The 17,904-nt window shown below is 43.7% G+C and carries 16 protein-coding genes; 15 read left to right on the top strand and 1 reads right to left on the bottom strand.

Annotated features, from left to right (window positions below; genetic code table 11):
- The first annotated feature begins 12 nt into the window (after window positions 1-12).
- The gene (gene uvrB / locus KHS38_RS19435) at window positions 13-2,034 is read left to right on the top strand and encodes an excinuclease ABC subunit UvrB (protein ID WP_213490225.1); all 2,022 of its coding nucleotides are present in this window, start codon (window positions 13-15) and stop codon (window positions 2,032-2,034) included.
- Between the two features lie 91 nt (window positions 2,035-2,125).
- Here uvrB and KHS38_RS19430 read toward each other — a convergent pair whose 3' ends face one another.
- Window positions 2,126-2,644, bottom strand: coding sequence for a DUF5025 domain-containing protein (locus KHS38_RS19430; protein WP_213490224.1), 519 nt, complete (start codon window positions 2,642-2,644; stop codon window positions 2,126-2,128).
- A gap of 525 nt (window positions 2,645-3,169) precedes the next feature.
- Between KHS38_RS19430 and KHS38_RS19425 the strand changes: the two genes are divergently transcribed.
- The 14 genes from KHS38_RS19425 (at window position 3,170) to KHS38_RS19360 (ending at window position 17,863) form a co-directional block, all read left to right on the top strand.
- Complete coding sequence (locus KHS38_RS19425) at window positions 3,170-4,636, top strand: MFS transporter (protein ID WP_213490223.1); 1,467 nt, start codon at window positions 3,170-3,172, stop codon at window positions 4,634-4,636.
- A 193-nt stretch (window positions 4,637-4,829) separates the two neighbouring features.
- Entirely contained in the window at window positions 4,830-5,087 is a 258-nt protein-coding gene (locus KHS38_RS19420; RefSeq protein WP_213490222.1) for a DUF4834 family protein, read from the top strand.
- A gap of 6 nt (window positions 5,088-5,093) precedes the next feature.
- On the top strand, window positions 5,094-5,405 hold the full coding sequence (locus KHS38_RS19415) for a hypothetical protein (RefSeq protein ID WP_213490221.1): 312 nt from the start codon (window positions 5,094-5,096) through the stop codon (window positions 5,403-5,405).
- Between the two features lie 213 nt (window positions 5,406-5,618).
- Window positions 5,619-7,970, top strand: a complete 2,352-nt coding sequence (locus tag KHS38_RS19410; protein ID WP_349627942.1) for a YfhO family protein — start codon at window positions 5,619-5,621, stop codon at window positions 7,968-7,970.
- 186 nt (window positions 7,971-8,156) lie between these two features.
- Window positions 8,157-9,161 carry a glycosyltransferase family protein gene (locus KHS38_RS19405; protein WP_213490219.1) on the top strand — a complete coding sequence of 335 codons (1,005 nt, stop codon included), beginning with the start codon at window positions 8,157-8,159 and terminating at the stop codon, window positions 9,159-9,161.
- Between the two features lie 39 nt (window positions 9,162-9,200).
- The gene (locus KHS38_RS19400; protein WP_213490218.1) at window positions 9,201-10,187 is read left to right on the top strand and encodes a DUF6427 family protein; all 987 of its coding nucleotides are present in this window, start codon (window positions 9,201-9,203) and stop codon (window positions 10,185-10,187) included.
- A gap of 45 nt (window positions 10,188-10,232) precedes the next feature.
- Window positions 10,233-10,925, top strand: coding sequence for a phosphoribosylformylglycinamidine synthase subunit PurQ (gene purQ, locus KHS38_RS19395; RefSeq protein ID WP_213490217.1), 693 nt, complete (start codon window positions 10,233-10,235; stop codon window positions 10,923-10,925).
- A 1-nt stretch (window position 10,926) separates the two neighbouring features.
- Complete coding sequence (locus tag KHS38_RS19390) at window positions 10,927-11,670, top strand: type III pantothenate kinase (RefSeq protein WP_213490216.1); 744 nt, start codon at window positions 10,927-10,929, stop codon at window positions 11,668-11,670.
- Window positions 11,663-12,991, top strand: coding sequence for a BamG family beta-barrel-assembly machinery protein (gene bamG, locus KHS38_RS19385; RefSeq protein WP_213490215.1), 1,329 nt, complete (start codon window positions 11,663-11,665; stop codon window positions 12,989-12,991). The genes KHS38_RS19390 and bamG overlap by 8 nt, the downstream gene beginning before the upstream one ends.
- Entirely contained in the window at window positions 12,957-13,598 is a 642-nt protein-coding gene (gene lptC / locus KHS38_RS19380) for an LPS export ABC transporter periplasmic protein LptC (protein WP_213490214.1), read from the top strand. Before bamG ends, lptC begins: the two co-directional genes overlap by 35 nt.
- Before the next feature lie 95 nt (window positions 13,599-13,693).
- Window positions 13,694-15,802 carry a peptidylprolyl isomerase gene (locus KHS38_RS19375; RefSeq protein WP_213490213.1) on the top strand — a complete coding sequence of 703 codons (2,109 nt, stop codon included), beginning with the start codon at window positions 13,694-13,696 and terminating at the stop codon, window positions 15,800-15,802.
- Between the two features lie 70 nt (window positions 15,803-15,872).
- On the top strand, window positions 15,873-16,388 hold the full coding sequence (locus tag KHS38_RS19370; protein WP_213490212.1) for a DUF2480 family protein: 516 nt from the start codon (window positions 15,873-15,875) through the stop codon (window positions 16,386-16,388).
- 125 nt (window positions 16,389-16,513) lie between these two features.
- Window positions 16,514-17,290, top strand: coding sequence for a DUF3108 domain-containing protein (locus KHS38_RS19365; RefSeq protein ID WP_213490211.1), 777 nt, complete (start codon window positions 16,514-16,516; stop codon window positions 17,288-17,290).
- Window positions 17,291-17,299: 9 nt separating this feature from the next.
- Complete coding sequence (locus tag KHS38_RS19360; protein ID WP_213490320.1) at window positions 17,300-17,863, top strand: DUF3109 family protein; 564 nt, start codon at window positions 17,300-17,302, stop codon at window positions 17,861-17,863.
- The last annotated feature ends 41 nt before the right edge of the window (window positions 17,864-17,904 follow it).

Here is a 17,904-nt window from a genome sequence, read left to right as displayed (position 1 = left end):
ATGGGGGCAAATATGGATTTTAAACTTAATTCTCATTATAAACCTACCGGCGACCAGCCGGGGGCAATAAAACAACTGGTTGACGGGGTGATGTCCGGCGAGCAGTACCAGACACTATTAGGGGTTACCGGCTCAGGTAAAACTTTTACCGTGGCCAATGTAATTGAGCAAACGCAACGCCCTACGCTGGTACTAAGCCACAACAAAACGCTGGCGGCCCAGCTGTACGGCGAGTTTAAGCAGTTTTTTCCGGAAAACGCGGTAAACTACTTTGTGTCGTATTACGATTACTATCAGCCGGAGGCGTTCATTCCAACTACCAATACTTACATTGAAAAGGATTTGCAGATCAATGACGAGATTGAGAAACTGCGTCTGCGCACCACTTCGGCCTTAATGTCGGGCCGGCGGGATGTGATTGTGGTATCGTCCATCTCGTGTATTTATGGTATGGGTAACCCCGAAGATTTTGCCAATTCGGTATTCAAGTTTGCGGTAGGTACGCGCATTAGCCGCAACGCCTTTTTGCACCGGCTGGTTGAAATTTTGTATGCCCGTACCACGGTGGAGTTCAAGCGCGGTACTTTCCGGGTAAAAGGCGATACGGTGGATATTTACCCCGCTTACCTGGATTATGCTTACCGCATATCTTTTTATGGGGATGATATTGAAGAGCTGAGCAGCTTTGACCCGCAAACCGGCAAAACCATCGAGAAGTTCCCGAATATGGTTTTGTTCCCGGCCAATTTGTATGTAGCCCCACGCGACAGGTTTACCCAATCTATCTGGGCTATTCAGGAAGAGTTGGAAATGCGTAAAAAGCAGTTTATAGACGATCAGCGCTACCTGGAGGCCAAGCGTTTGGAAGAAAGGGTAAACTACGACCTGGAAATGATCCGTGAACTGGGTTATTGCTCCGGTATCGAAAATTATTCCCGTTTCTTCGATGGCCGTAAACCGGGTATGCGCCCGTTTTGCCTGTTAGATTATTTCCCGGATGATTACCTGATGGTGATTGATGAGAGCCATGTAACCGTGCCGCAAATACGTGCGATGTATGGTGGCGACCGCTCCCGCAAAATATCACTGGTTGACTACGGTTTTCGCTTGCCTGCTGCATTGGATAACCGGCCGCTTAATTTCGATGAGTTTGAGCGGCTGGCACCGCAAACGGTTTATGTAAGTGCTACGCCCGGCGATTTTGAACTCGAAAAATCAGGCGGTGTGGTGGTTGAGCAGGTAATACGCCCAACCGGCTTGCTGGACCCGTTGATTGAGATACGTCCGGTGATTAACCAGGTGGATGATTTACTCGATGAGGTAGACAAAACCATTAAGCAAGGCGACCGCATACTGGTAACTACACTTACCAAGCGTATGAGCGAAGAACTGGCCAAATATGTGGACCGCCTAGGCATCAAGTGCCGCTACATTCACTCAGAAGTGAAAACCTTGGAGCGGGTGGAGATCTTACGTGGCCTGCGTTTGGGTGAGTTTGATGTGCTGATTGGTATCAACTTGCTACGTGAGGGGTTGGATTTACCCGAAGTATCGCTGGTGGCTATTTTGGATGCCGATAAGGAAGGCTTTTTGCGTTCCGAACGCTCGCTGATACAAACTATTGGCCGGGCAGCGCGTAATGACCGGGGCCGCGTAATTATGTACGCTGATACCATCACCGAATCTATGCGTGTTACTATTGAAGAAACTACCCGTCGCCGTGAAAAGCAGATTGCCTATAATGAGGAGCATGGTATTGTGCCAAAAACTGTAGGTAAATCAAAAGAAGCTATCATTGAGCAAACCTCGGTGGTTGATTTTAAAGGTGGTGTGCAACGCGCTTATGTGGAAAGTGACGAAATTACTATCGCCGCCGACCCGATTGTGCAGTACATGACCAAGGCCGACCTGAAAAAGGCTATCGACAACACGAAAAAAGATATGCTGGCCGCCGCCAAAGACATGGACTTTTTACAAGCCGCCAAACTGCGAGACGAAATGTTTGCACTCGAAAAAATGTTGAGCGAAAAGTAAACCGGCGTTATTATACTTTTACAAAATCCGTATTGTTGCCTTTCTCAAGGACAGCAATACGGATTTTTTATTTAAGGGCTAGATATGTTATTTAAAAGCGAACCTCAAAGCTACCATCTTTAATAACAACCGAATCCTGACTGTTCTGCTCATTGTACAGAACACCATTTAGCTGCCCGCCAACCGTAGGTATGGAGCTACCTGCGGGGCGCTCGTACTTAGTAATGCGTACAGTAAAGGGTTTTGCATGGTTGTTAGGAGTATATGTATTATTACTTTTCCATAATAATATATGTGATTCGGTGAGTAGATTATTAGGTATAGTATTAGAGATTGTAAAAGTCCCTTCTTTGACTTCCCAAATATGTATACGAAGCTTAGCTGTTTCGCTTGGCTTGGTCTCACTCGGCAGAGCAACACTTATCGTATACAGTTCCTTTTGCTCTCCTGAAGCGAAGCCGAGTCCGGTCCAGCTGCCTGATAAGTTTTCGCGGTCCTTTCGCATGGTATTTTCAACTGCCATAGGCTTGCCGTTTACCGAAGCTTTAAAAAACTGGACATACTCCGGTGTGCTCTCCTCAACTGCTTCTTTCTTGGAACAAGATATCATCAATAAGCTGCTCAGGCTAATTAAAGCAGTGTAATTAACTAAACGATTTAAACAGTATGCAGGCATTGGTTTTAAGTGATTCGATTTAGGGGTATACAAATATACAGTATGTGGTGATTTGAATTATTAATTACACAAAATAATCTGAATGTATCATGCTGATATGAAGCGGTTTGGGGAACACACTCCACAATATGGACAGGGATTTTCTTGATGGGATTCTTAAAATGCCTCTATAATTGGTTTTAATACCGTGGCATAATTTGTGCTCTTAATTTTATACAAGTGTATTTTTTAGCAAACATTTCTGTATGCTTAAAATGACATTTGAGCGAGAAAAATAAATTAACTCCCACTTGCTTTTCAAGGTTAAATAAATCTATTTTTGCGCAACTTTATTAATAAGAGCGAGTATAAAGGGGTTATAGAGCACTTTAAGTTTAAGACAAGGGAGAAGGAAGCTGTATTAAAATAAAATCGTGCCAAAATATTAAAAAAGGTTAAAAAAATTAAAATATATCAAAGATGAACTTACGTCCTTCTGAAATATTAACTGAACAGCAGGTACAGTCAGGCCAAAAATATATACTGAAGGATAGTCTTGCCGGTGAGGCAATGGTTAACCTTTCGGGAGGGGCGTTCATTACCGCAATGGCGCTTCATTTGGGCGCATCAAACTTCCAGATCGGACTGTTGGCAAGTTTGCCCATTCTGACCAATATTTTCCAACTATTTTCCATCTGGTTGGTGCAGCGTTACAATAACCGCCGTGCTGTAGCCGTGGTTGGTTCATTTTTGGGCCGTTTCCCAATGCTGTTTGCTGCATTTCTGCCATTCATGTTTTCAACGGCTATGGGTTTAAAACTGCTTTTGGTTATCCTGTTTGCGCATTATTTTTTCGGCTCTATAGCCGGTGCCAGTTGGAACGCCTGGGTAAAGGATCTGATTCCTGAAAATGGCCTGGGTGCTTTCTTTTCACATCGTACCCGGTTAGTTACTATACTGAGCGCCGTATTAAGCTTGTTCGTATCATTTACTATTGATTATGTAAAAGCACATTACATTGATCACTTAACCCTTACCTATTACGCCATCTTTGTATTAGGCGGCATTATCGGTTTGGTAGGGGTAATCTGGTTATCCCGCGCACCGGAGCCTATGCCTATACCGGTTAAAGAGAATGTGTTTGCCCAGTTCAAAAAACCATTGGGTGATAAAAACTTCCGCAACCTGCTTAAGTTTAATGCAGCCTGGGCCTTTGCGCTGAATTTAGCTGTGCCGTTTTTTACAGTGTTCATCATGAAAACCATTGGCTTGTCGTTATCTTATGTAATTGGTTTTACTATGCTGGCGCAGGCAAGTAATATCCTGACTATTAAAAAGGTAGGCCGCTTAACTGATCGTTACAGCAATAAAACGCTTATTCATATCTGTGCACCGGTATATATTGTGTGCATTTTAGCCTGGACTTATGCCGCCATGCCCGAAAGTAAATTATATAGCGTTTTGATCCTGGCTGTTATCAGTGTGGTTAGTGGTGTGGCTACGGGCGGTATAGCTTTGGCATTAAATAATATCGGTATGAAGTTGGCCCCTCGTCGTGAGGCAATGGCTTATATGTCATCATTAAATATGGTGGTTGCGTTCTTTTCAGCTATTTCGCCTATTATCGGCGGTTTACTGGCTGATTTCTTTGCTACTTACCAATTGGTGTGGGATTTTCAGTGGAAAGATGCTGCCGGTGTGGAAACTTTTCAGTTAATTAACCTGCATAGCTGGAGCTTTCTGTTCATTATTGGTGGTATGATGGCTTTTGTGTCATTGCGCTTGTTAAACAAAGTGAAGGAACAGGGCGAAGTGCAAAAAGATCGGGTAATGCTGTACATGCAGGCACGCCTGCGCAAGCAGATCCGCCAAAATTCGCACACGCTAAAAGGCGGCGTTTTAAAGCCGGTACAAAAAGTGCAAACCCTGATGCGTCAGGCATCATAACGGATTATTTATAAACTAACAGAGCGGGTAAATTAAATTTTACCCGCTTTTTTCTTTTATAATCCATCCATTTAACTGATTATTGCCGGTAAAAGGAAGTGCCCGGTTTATGACATTGGTTTAACATCCCGGTAATCATAACCAAACATTTTCAGCGTTATTCAATTATATTTGTAGCCTTAAATTATATTTAATGATCTTAATACGTTTTCTGATTATTTCTGTCTGTGTATTATATATCATCCGCAGTTTAGCCCGCATTTTTTTGCCTATGCTGTTTCAAAGCATGGTAAATAAAGCTCAGCAGCAAAACCGCCAGCAATACCAGCAACAGCAGCAAAGCAGCAATCGCCCGGATGGAAAAATCAAAGTAGATTTTATACCGCCGGCCAAAAAGAATTCCGTTCCTGATAATGAAGGCGACTTTATTGATTACGAAGAAGTAAAATAAAAGCCCATGGTACCCGGAAACGTTTTTAAAGACCGCAATTATAGCTCGCAGGCAATCATTAGCCTTATTACAATCAATTATATTGTGTTTGCTCTGGCCGTGCAAATGTGTGTGTCATGCACTGGTTTGCACTGGTTTTTTTGGATAATTATAGCCGGGCTTGCCGTATATAATTTTTATAATATCAGATTTAACCGCGACGAGTTTTCTGAAAAAAAGACACAGATAATTTATGTGATCAGCTTAGCCGGGCTAAGTATCATTTATTATCTGCTGGGTGTTGCTGCATTAAATTGCAACGTGCCTAAAGCCATGTAAACTAATCGTTTCTATTATCGCTCAAATTTCTATTTTTGGGAAAATATTTTATTCCCAATATAAATGAGTAATTGGTTTAAGCGCAATGGTCTTCATTTGGCCATTATAGGAGTGTTTGTAGTTTTATGCTTTGTATATTTTACTCCGGCATTTCAAGGTAAAACATTAGGGCAAAATGACGTTACCCGAGCTCAATCCACCCAAAAGGAGATTATGGATTATAGAGCAAAGGGGCAAACCATTTTATGGACTAACCAAATTTTAGGCGGTATGCCGGCCTATCAAATATGGGCTCCGTACTCTAGCAATTTAACTTCGCATGTTATATCTGCTGTTAAAGCAATATTTCCCAATCCGGTAGATACTGTACTTTTACTCTTAGTGGGCGCTTATTTCCTGTTTCGGGTATTAAAGATTAACCCGTGGTTAGCTGCTGCCGGTGCTGTGGCATTTACTTTTTCTTCCTATAATTTTATCTTATTGGTAGCCGGGCATGCTAATCAGGCCTTTGCAATTGCTTTTTTTGCGCCTATCGTAGCCAGTATTATTTTAACTCTAAGAGGGCGGTATTTATTGGGGGGCTCGCTCACCGCTTTGTTTTTGGCATTAGAGATAAGAGCCAACCACTTACAAATGAGCTATTACCTGATGTTGGGGCTGCTGATTTTGGTGGGTATAGAACTATATCATGCTGTTAAAGCAAAACAAACTGGTCCGTTTCTCAAATCAATAGGTTATCTGGCTGGTGCAGTTATTTTGGCTGTAGCTGTAAACGCTTCTATATTATGGAGCACTTTTGAATATAGCAAAGATACTATCCGCGGTAAATCTAATCTTACTAAAACTGCTAAAGCATCTGGTGAAACTCCCGGCGATGGCTTATCAAAAGATTATGCATATGAATGGAGCCAGGGAGTAGGCGAGTGCCTTACTTTTTTAGTGCCGAATGCCTACGGCGGATCTTCCGGCTTGCGTGAACTTGATCCAGCCAAATCTGAAATGACCAAAGCTTTTGTAGCTAAAGGCTTACCACAGGAACAAGCCGAGGGATATGTGCAACAATTACAGGGGCTTGGTATATCTACTTATTGGGGGAACAAGCAATTCACCGAAGGGCCGTTTTACTTTGGTGCAATTATATTTTTCCTGTTTGTGCTGGGATTATTTATTGTAAAGAACAGGATAAAGTGGTGGCTATTGGCAACAGTGTTACTAACTATGTTGTTATCGTTCGGTCGCAACTTTCCGTTTGTGTCTGACTTGTTCTTTGATTACTTCCCATTATATAATAAGTTTAGAGCCGTTGAGTCTATATTAGCTGTAGCTGGCTTATGTTTCCCTATACTGGCGATACTTGCAGTTCAGGAGATCATTTCATCCACAGATAAAGCAGCCGTCCTCAAAAAAGTATTGCTGACTTTTTATATTGTTGGTGGCATTACCTTAGTTCTTGCTGCGGTACCAACCTTGCTTTTAAGTTTCCGCACAGAAAATCAACAAGACTATATAAATTATCTAACTCAGGCTTTACAGGGTGATACTGCTCTGGCTAACAGCATTATGAATGGCTTAGTAGCAGACAGAGCATCGTTGGCACAAAATGATGCATGGCGCTCTTTGGGCTTTATTGTGCTTGCTTTCGGTTTGCTGTGGGCATTTTTAAAACAAAAGTTAAACGCTACTTTAACATCTGTTGCATTTTTTGCCTTGATTCTAATCGATATGTGGATGGTTGATAAGCGTTACCTAAACAATGATAGCTTCACTGAAAAACAGACTGTACAACAGGTACAGCCCCGTGAAGTAGATACATTTATCTTAAGGGACACGGATCCTGATTTCCGCGTATTTGATATGACGCAGAATATCATGCAGGACGCCTTTAGCCCTTATTTCCATAAATCAATAGGTGGTTACTCCGCTGCAAGGTTAAAGCGTTATGATGAACTGATCGAAAACCAGTTCACAAAAAGCGTGAACCAGGACGTGCTGGATATGCTGAATACCAAGTACATCATTACGGCCGATGAGAAAAACCAGTCGGCCCGTATGCAGGTTAATGCTACAGCCTGTGGCCATGCCTGGTTTATAAAAAGCATTAAAGTGGCTAAAAATGCCGATGAGGAAATGCAGGCCATCAGCAGCTTCGATCCTAAAAACGAGGCTATTGTTGATCAGCGCTACAGCAAGTTGATTACCAATAAGTCGGGCGCGTTGGATGAGGCGGCTACCATTAAACTGGTGAGCTACAACCCCGATCATTTGGTATATGAAACCGGTTCGCGCACCAGTCAAACCGCCGTATTCTCTGAAATTTATTATGAAAAAGGTTGGAAAATGCTGATAGACGGTGTTGAAAAACCATATTTCCGCGCCGATTATGTACTGCGTGCTGCCGAAATACCGGTAGGTAACCACAAAGTGGAGTTTGTTTTCCACCCGGCCTCTTATTACACCGGCGAAGGTATATCACTGGCCAGCTCTATACTGCTGGTACTGGCTCTGGCCGGCGTTGCATACACCGAAAGCAAAAAGAAAGCGCCTTTAATTAATAAAGAAGCTTAATTAATATAAACTTTTCAGAAGCCCCTGCAAGTAATACTTGCAGGGGCTTTTTCTTGGGCGGTAAATTGGCTGCTTTACAGTAGCCAACTATAAGTTTGTATTATTTTACCGTAAACAAATGTTTAGTTTAAACGCTTTTTTCTGAAAGCGCTTATATTTGCACAGCTACCACCATCAGCCATCGCTATGAAAATTTTGTTCGGTATTCAGGGAACAGGTAACGGCCATATTAGCCGTGCACGCGAAATTGTGCCCTTGCTGCAGCAATATGGCCAGGTGGATCTGCTCATTAGCGGTACCGAAGCCGAAGTGGGCCTATCTCAGCCGCTGGCTTACAAGTTTCATGGCTTCAGCTTTGTTTTTGGTACCAAAGGCGGGGTCGATAAGTGGCAAACCTACAAACGGATGAATTTGCGCCGCCTGTGGCGCGATATGCATAACCTGCCGCTTGCCCAGTATGATTTAATAGTAAATGATTTTGAGCCGGTAAGCGCCTGGGCCTGTCGTATACAAAAGCTACCTTCGGTATCGTTAAGTCATCAATGCTCATTTGTGTCGCCTAAAACCCCGCGCCCGGCTCGGTGGAACTATGCCGAGTGGTTGTTTAAATACTATTCGCCCACTACGCACCATATCGGTTTTCATTTTGAAAGGTATGATGACTTTATTCACACACCGGTTATCCGCAGCGAGATACGTAGCTTGCAGCCAACCAATGAGGGGCATTACACCGTGTACCTGCCCGCTTACCATGATAAAACGCTGGTAAAGTATTTAAGTCAAACCAAGGGTGCAAACTGGCAAATCTTCTCAAAAAGGCAAAAAACAGCTTACCGCGAAGGTAACATCCAGATATTTCCGGTAAGTAATGAGGCCTTTAACCGGAGTTTAGCCAGTTGCGAGGGCTTACTGACCGGCGGCGGCTTTGAAGGGCCTGCAGAGGCGCTTTACCTGCAAAAAAAGGTAATGATGATACCCATGTCCGATCAGTACGAGCAGCAGTGTAATGCGCTGGCCGCGTCCAGACTGGGTGCTGTGGTTGTGCCTGGCATTAACGGCGGCTTTGTACAGCGCGTTAACGAGTGGATTGCCGATGATCAGCGCATAGAAGTTAACTTTCCGGATGAAACTGCACAGATTGTGGACAACATGGTTAAGCAGTATGCCCGCCCGCAGGCTGTATTAGCTTAAACATTTTGTGTAATATTGCCTTTTGAAACTGCGGCAGGCATGATAGGTATTTTTCGTAATTACAATCCGCTCAATATCATTTGGCTTTTCTTTCTGCTTATCATTATGCGGGTAGGGTATCTTTTGTATTCGCCCGATCTGGTAAACCTGCAGTTAGCCGAACCCTTTATGCGGGCGATATTGCCGGTAAAATATGCCAACACCGTTCCGCCTTCTATCAGTATGCTGCTTGCCGGCATTGTGGTGCTGGTGCAATCATTGCTGATAAATTACCTGGTTAATTATCACAACCTGTTAGGCAAGCCCAGCTTTTTACCTGCGCTGATGTATGCTGTTTTATCCGGCTTGTTCACGCCCTTTTTAGTGCTTAGTGCGCCTTTGATATGTAATTTTCTGGTGATATGGATGCTGCATAAGCTGTTGTACCTGTACAAAGCCGAAGATGCCAAGTCTACCGTGTACGATTTGGGTATGATAGCCGCATTAGGTACGCTGTTTTACCTGCCCTTTGTTTATCAGTTTATTGTGGTATGGATTGCCCTTGTTGTTTTGCGCCCGTTCGACTGGCGCGACTGGGCCGCCAGTATACTTGGCTACCTTACCGTTTTCTTTTTCATTGCGGTGTATTATTACCTGCACGATGATCTGGTAAATTTTCACAAAATATGGCTGCCGTTGGGTGCACCATTCAAAGGCATCAGTGCTTTTGACCGGTATGATTATTTTCTGCTTATCCCGGTAGGCTTTATCGTGGTGTTAGGCTTGTTCAGATTACAGGAAAACTTTTTTAAGAGTTTTGTGCTGGTGCGTAAAGCCTTTCAGCTGTTGCTGTTTATATTTCTGATAGCCGGGGCCTCTTTTTACGTACGTCCCGAGTTTGGCATCAGTCACTTTTTAATCTGTACAGTACCCATTTCCATCTTCTTTGCCTACTATTTTTTGTATGCCGGCAAGCCCTGGTTCTACGAAACACTGTTTATTTTTCTGCTTATCGGCATTATTTATTGCCAGTTTAACACTTTTTAACTTTTACATTCGTTCAGGTTCAAGGCGTTGTATTAGTTTTGTAACATGAAATTTGGTGTAGTAATATTTCCCGGCTCTAATTGCGACGAAGACATTATCTATGTACTGGAGCAAATAATGGGGCAGCAGGTGGTTCGCCTGTGGCATAAAGACCATGACTTACAAGGTGTGGATGTAGTAATTCTGCCTGGTGGCTTTTCATTCGGCGATTACCTTCGTTCAGGCGCTATTGCCCGTTTTTCGCCCATTATGCAGGAGGTTGTTCAGTTTGCAGCTAAGGGCGGTTATGTAATGGGTATTTGTAACGGTTTCCAGATCCTGGCCGAGGCTGGTTTGGTTCCGGGTGCATTGCTGCACAATAAAAACCGCAAGTTTATTTGCCGTAACACCTACATCAAGCCGCAAACTACCAATTCGCTGCTTACTTCGCAGATAGATGCCGAGAAAGTGCTTAAAATTCCGATTGCACACGGTGAGGGTAATTACTTTGCTGATGAGGATACACTGAAAGCGTTGAATGATAACGATCAGGTATTGTTCCGCTATTCAGACGAAGCTGGTAATATCACTGATGAGGCTAACCCGAACGGATCAGCCGAAAACATAGCCGGTGTATGTAACATCAAACGCAATGTTTTTGCCATGATGCCACACCCTGAGCGTGCTGCTGATACCCTGCTTGCCAACGAAGACGGCCTGGCTATCTTTGAATCGATCCTGAATATGGCGAAGGCCTGAGATGGCGCAACTGGTTATTGATATCGGCAATACCTTTACCAAGCTGGCCGTGTTTAATGGTAATGAGCTGCTTTTTGCCGAACATTACGAAGCACCCGATGGTGAACTGCTGCAGAGTCTGATTAATCAGTATACTATTCAAAAAGCAATTGTATCATCCGTAAAAAAGGATGTGCCGCTGTGGCTCGTCAGCTTGCAGGAGCGTGTTAAGGTGATGCTGTTTAGCCGCGATATGGCAACCGGCATCCGCAACCATTATCGTACGCCGCATACGCTTGGGCTTGATCGTTTAGTGGGCGTAATGAGCGCACGGCACTTATATCCGGGTACCTATAACCTGGTAATTGATGCCGGTACCTGTATTACGTATGACGGGGTTGATGCCGAAGGGAATTATTTCGGCGGCAGCATATCTCCCGGATTAAATATGCGCTACCGCGCCATGAACCATTACACGGCCGGTTTACCGCTGGTACAGGCCGATGAGCTGTTTAACCGGCTGTATGGTGACGATACCCTGACGGCCATGCAATCGGGCGTGCAAAACGGCATGCTTTACGAAGTGCAGGGATTTATACAAAGTTATTTACAACAGGCCGGCAGCCTGAATATTATATTAACCGGCGGAGATGCTGTTTTTTTGGATACCGTGCTGAAAAATAGCATCTTTGCCGGCTATATTAAATTAGAACCGTACCTGGTTCTTAAAGGATTAAACGCAGCTATACAAGAGCATAATGATTAAATATATCAGATCGGGCTTTACTTTTTTACTTACCCTTTGTGCGGCCGGCGCTATGGCACAAACCACCGCCACTACCAGCTCGCCCTACTCACAGTTTGGCCTGGGTACGCTCAGCGAATCATTGCTGCCGCAAACCCGTGCTATGGGTGGTATTGGTACTGCCGTTAACAAAATAAGCAGCTACAATACCATAAACGTACTCAATCCGGCATCTTACGGATACATCAACCTCACTACTATCGATGTTGGTTTGAATGGTAACTTTTCAACGCTGCGTAATAGCACTACTAACGGGCAATCCAACGGTAATTTCAGGCTGAGCCATGTGCTTTTTGCTGCACCGGTTTCTAAACGATCTGCATTGAGCTTTGGTTTGATGCCATATACCGAGCTGGGTTACAACTACCGTCAAAACGCAAGCAGCCTGGGTACCGGTACAGCTACTGATACTAACGCTGTTCGTTCTATTTACACCGGCGATGGCGGTTTATCCAAAGCTTATCTGGGTTATGGTTTCGGTATAGGCAAGCACCTGAGTTTTGGTGGTAATGTATCCTATATTTTCGGTAACCTGCGCCAGTACCGCTCGCTTGAAGTGGTTGACACTTACGGAAACTTAGGTGCATTAGGTACCCGTACCGAACGCAGTAACAGTATCGGCGGCGTTAACTATGATTTAGGTACACAAGTGAATTTTGATTTGGCCGAAGATATGCACCTGGTGTTTGGTTACTCTGCATCATTAAGTACCAAATTGAATTCAAAACTGAATAACTATACCACCCAGTATACTTATGACTCGCAGGGCAACGAAAGTTTACCTATTGATACCGTGTATGCACAAAACCTGGGCAACTCTAAAATAAAACTGCCGATGATGAACCACTTTGGTGTGTCATTGCAGAAAGATAATAAATACCTGATCGGTGCCGATTACAGTACCAGCAACTGGTCTGACTTTATGATTGGCGGTGTAAACCAAGGCTTGCAAAAAAGCGAAAGCTATCGTATAGGTGGTCAGATTACACCTAACTTCAATGCGCTGCACAGCTATTTTGCCCGTATGGATTACCGTTTGGGTTTACGTTATGATAAAACTTATATTAATATCAACAATACCGATATTAAGCAATACGCGGTAACGTTTGGTTTAGGTTTGCCTATACCACGTAACAACAGTGCGTTCTATAAAGTAAACATCTCTGCAGAGGTAGGCAAATTAGGTACACTGCAAAACAATTTAATCCGCGAGAACTACGTTAACATACACTTAGGCTTTACCCTGAATGATGTTTGGTTTACAAAATACAGATTTGATTAATCAGGTACTTAACATACCGCATAAGGCAGCCCGTAACTTTTTTAGGTACGGGCTTTCTGTATTTGGTTGCATTGTACTTTTAACATCGGTAGGGTGTGAAAATAGTTTGAAGCAGATACAGGAAATATCGGCCAAGGAACTGGAAAAGCCGGTTGAGCGTACCATCGGTGTTGATGTGATCTATAGCGACTCGGCCCGTGTTAAGGCACGCATGAGCACGCCGATATTGTTGCAGTACAACACGGGCACGCCTAAAGCTTATTCCGAAATGCCAAATGGCGTAAAAGTGATTGTATTTGATAAAAGCATGCAGCCTAACAGTACCATTACTTCTGAATATGCCATCACCAAGGAAGATAATAAGGTGATTGAATTGCGCAGAAATGTAGTGGCTAAGAATGATAAAGGCGATGTGTTTAAATCTGAAGAGTTGATTTGGAACCAGCTAACCGGCAAGGTAACTTCCAGCAAGCCGGTAACCATCACTTCGGCCGATGGGTCGGTGATATATGGAAATGGGTTGGAGACCAACCAAAAGTTCGACCCTTGGACCATTCCAAATACCACCGGTAAAATCAATATGAGTTCAAACCTTTCTCAACAATAAACTGTTTAAGAGCGCAAAATTTTGTTTTACAGAATTTTATTAAAAGTTGTATCTTGCGCCTCATAAAAAAGTAAAAATTATTTTTTATAAGTTATATGGGTATAATGGGTTTCTTGCGCGAGCGGATGGGGGTGATATTAGTAGTTATCATCGGTGTCGCGCTGTTTGCTTTTATTGCCGGTGAGGTAATAACGTACGGCAGATCTTTTATGGGCGGCGGCAATGATTTAGGTGCGGTGGCCGGCCAAACAATTACTTACGAGGAATACAATAACAGGGTTAAACAAGGCACTGAAGCATTCTTGCAGCAGTCTGGCCAAACCAGTGTTACACCGCAAATTACAGATTACATTCAGGAAAACACCTGGAACCAGATCATCAGCAAAGCCATTCTTCAAAAAGAAATGGATAAAGTAGGTGTTGTGGTAGGTGCTGATGAAACGCAGTCCCTGATAAGCGGCAAAAATCCAAGCCCGCAAATTGCACAATACTTTACCGATCCTAAAACCGGTCAGTTAAACCGTACTGCCTTGAACGAAGTACTGTCTCGCTACAGAACTGCTAAAGCAGGCGATCCGCTGGTGCAGCAGTGGGACCAACTGGTTACCGGCATCATCGAGCAAAAACGTGCCGAAAAATATTTCGCTTTACTGCACAATGGTTTATATGTAAACTCACTGGATGCAAAAGACGATTATGAGGCCAAAAACAAACTGGCTAAGTTCAAATACGTTGAATTGCCTTACGCATCTGTTGCTGACAATAAAGTAAGCGTAACCGACAACGATTACCAGGATTATTACAACGAGCATAAATATGCTTTCAAAAATCAGCAGGAAACCCGCACACTGGAGTATGTAACCTTTAACGGTGCTGCTACTAAAGCAGATTCTGCTGCTATCCGTGCACAGCTTGATAAATTGGCGCCTGCGTTCAAAACCAGTACCAACGATTCATTATTTGTACAGGTAAATGCAGAAACCAAAGCACCGTTTGTATATCAGCGCAAAGGCCAGTTAGAGCCCGTGCTGGATTCAGTAATGTTTAACGCTGCTCCTGGCTTTGTATATGGTCCTTACGCATCAAACGGCAGTTTCAAAATTGCTAAGCTGGTTGACTCACGCGTTGGTCCGGATTCGGTTAAAGCCCGTCACATCCTGCTTAACCCAGCCAAGGTTGGCGGTGTGGATAAAGCGCTGGCCAAAGCTGATTCAATTAAGAAAGTGATTCAGGGCGGTAAAACTTTTGCCGAAATGGCTAAAAACTTCTCTGAAGATCCTCAGTCTGCCGAAAAAGGTGGCGATTTAGGAACCTTTGGCCGCGGTGCTATGGTGCCAGCTTTTGAAGAAGCTGCATTTAACGGCAAAGCAGGTGAGTTTAAAATAGTAACTTCTCAGTTCGGGGTTCACCTGATTGAGATTGAAAGTCAAAAAGGTTCTTCTAAAGTAGTTAAAGTAGCTACTGTAGATAAACCGATAGCACCAAGCAGCAAAACACAATCTGCCGCTTATGCACAAGCACAGGCATTTTTGGGTAACCTTAATAAAGATAACTTTACCGAACAGGCCAAACAACAAAAACTGGCTGTAAAAACTGCTCCGGATGTAACCGGCGTAGCTTCGGCAATTCCTGGCCTGGATGGTGTTCGTGAACTGGTAAGATGGGCCTACAAATCCGAAAAAGGTGATATTGTAGATCAGGTATATACATCTGGCGACCAATATGTGGTAGCCCGCCTGGCTCAGGTAAAAGAAAAAGGCTTATTGCCGCTTGATGTGGTAAAACCACAAATCAAAAACGAGGTATTGAATTACGTAAAGGCTAAACAATTAAGCAGCAAACTGGAATCCGCAGTTAACGGTGCATCATCTATTGAGCAGGTAGCTCAAAAAGCAGGTGCCTCTGCCGTACCGGTTGAAAACATTGTGTTTGCTAACCCGGTAATTCCAGGCTTGTCGTTAGAAATGGAAGTGATTGGCCATGTGTTTGGTGCTCCTGCTAAAAAGGTATCTAAACCAATCAAAGGTCAGCATGGTGTTTTTGTGGTACAGGTTGATGCTTTAACCAGCCCTGCACCGTTAACCAACCCGGTTCGCGAAAAGCAGCAAATCATTCAAACCTTATTACAACGTGCCGATGGTCAGATATTTGACGCACTGAAAGATAAGGCGAATGTAAAAGATAACCGTGCTAAATTCTTATAACAGAAATTAAAGTAATTTTGTATCCGGAAACAGCGTTAAACCTGTTTCCGGATTTTTTATTTTCAGAGCAATGGATATACAGGAAAATATTATCAATAAAGTAGCCCAAAGCGGACTGGTTACGCTTGACCCGGCCAGCTTTTATCCGCCCGGCGAGCGTGTGATTTATGATATCAAGGATAACCTGTTTCACGGTCTTATCCTGCGCGAGAAAGATTTTCGTGAGTTTGTAAAGGGGCACGATTGGTCGCAGTATACCGGTAAAAACGTAGGTGTTACCTGCACTGCCGATGCTATAGTGCCGGCATGGGCTTATATGCTGCTTGCTAACCGTATGGCACCCTACGCCCGCGAGGTTGTTTTTGGTAATGCCGAGGTGCTGGAAACCGTTCTGTTTGAAAAGGAAATGGCCAGGGCCGATTTTGAGCAGTATCGCGATCAGCGCATTGTATTAAAAGGCTGTGGCGATACGGAAGTGCCTGTATCAGCTTACGTTGAGCTAACCAAGCGCCTTACGCCGGTTGCCAAGAGCCTGATGTTTGGCGAGCCCTGCTCAACAGTACCTATCTACAAGCGGAAAGATTGATTAAGCATCAACTGCGCTTTTGCGTACATAAGGTAAGCTTGTTATATTGGCCGGTGGCAGAAGGACTGTTAAACCTTACAGGTAAACCTATGTCTTTCAGAGAAAGACATAGGTCATCAATTATTATGGCAAGATATATTTTATTGTTTATACTGGCAGGCTTTGCCTCTGTGGTGTCTGGCCAAAACCTTCCGCAATTAAGCGAGCCGGTTTTTAAGCCGGGCGAGGAACTCAATTACCGGCTGAAATATGGCTGGTTTACCGGTGCCGAAGCTCATTTAAAGGTAGAGAATGCTGATACCAAATACGAAGGCAAGCCAGCGTGGCATATTATTGCCGATGGTAAAACAGCAGGTACTTTCGATGTATTTTACAAAGTGCGTAACCGGTACGAAACCTACATTGATCGTAATACACTGTTACCGTACCTGTATACCGAAGACCGGCACGAGGCGAAATACAAGCATAAAGACAAAGTGGTTTTTGATCACCAGGAAGGAAAGATTACAGCCGATAAGGGCGTATTTCCGTTTAAAGGAAAAGTGTTCGATTTTCCGTCGGCCTATTACTTTGCCCGTTGTTTAGATATATCCAAGCTAAAGATAGGTGATAAGTTTGATCTGCCTTACTTTTTGGAAGATGGCATACACACCCTGAGTATTACGTACATGGGTAAAGAGAAGGCCGAATGCCCGCTGGGTAAGTTTAACTGCTTAAAATTTAACCCGACCATTATACCCGGCCGGATATTTAAAAAAGACAGTAAGCTGTACCTGTGGATAAGCGATGATAATAACCGCATCCCTGTAAAGGCCAATGTAGGCCTGATAGTAGGAAGCGTAACTATGGAATTAACCAATGCTAAGGGACTTAAATATCCGTTAAATCCGCTTGGTAAATAATAAGAGATGATGATTGAGGTTGGGAATACTTTACTGCACGAGGATGTAGTAACCGAAAATTTTGTTTGTAATTTAAATCGTTGTAAAGGAGCCTGTTGCCTGGAGGGCGACTCGGGTGCGCCATTGGCTGCTAATGAGCTGGATATCCTGAAGGAGATATATCCTAAGGTAAAGCCTTACATGACCGCTAAAGGCATTGCAACGGTAGAGCAGGAGGGAACTCATGTAACCGATTTTGAAGGCGACTATACCACCCCCTGTGTAGATACCAATAAAGAGTGTGCCTATGTAACCTGGGAAAACGGTATTACCAAATGTGCTATTGAAAAAGCCTGGGAGGCCGGCGATGTAAGCTGGCGTAAACCTATATCCTGCCATTTATACCCCATCCGTATCACCAACTATCCCGAGTTTGACGTATTGCATTATGACCGCTGGAACATTTGCAGCCCGGCCTGTTCATTCGGTAGCGAGCTGAAGGTAAAAGTGCATGAGTTTTTGAAAGAACCATTGATACGTAAGTATGGCGCTGAGTGGTACCAGGAACTGGAAGAGGCACTTGCCAGTATGTAAACCTTTTTATATGTTTAGCGTATAACGGATAATAACCATAT

Origin of the sequence: Mucilaginibacter sp. Bleaf8 (genome assembly GCF_018390515.1) — a bacterium.
GTDB lineage: Bacteria > Bacteroidota > Bacteroidia > Sphingobacteriales > Sphingobacteriaceae > Mucilaginibacter.
This window is presented reverse-complemented; position numbering and strand designations above follow the sequence as displayed.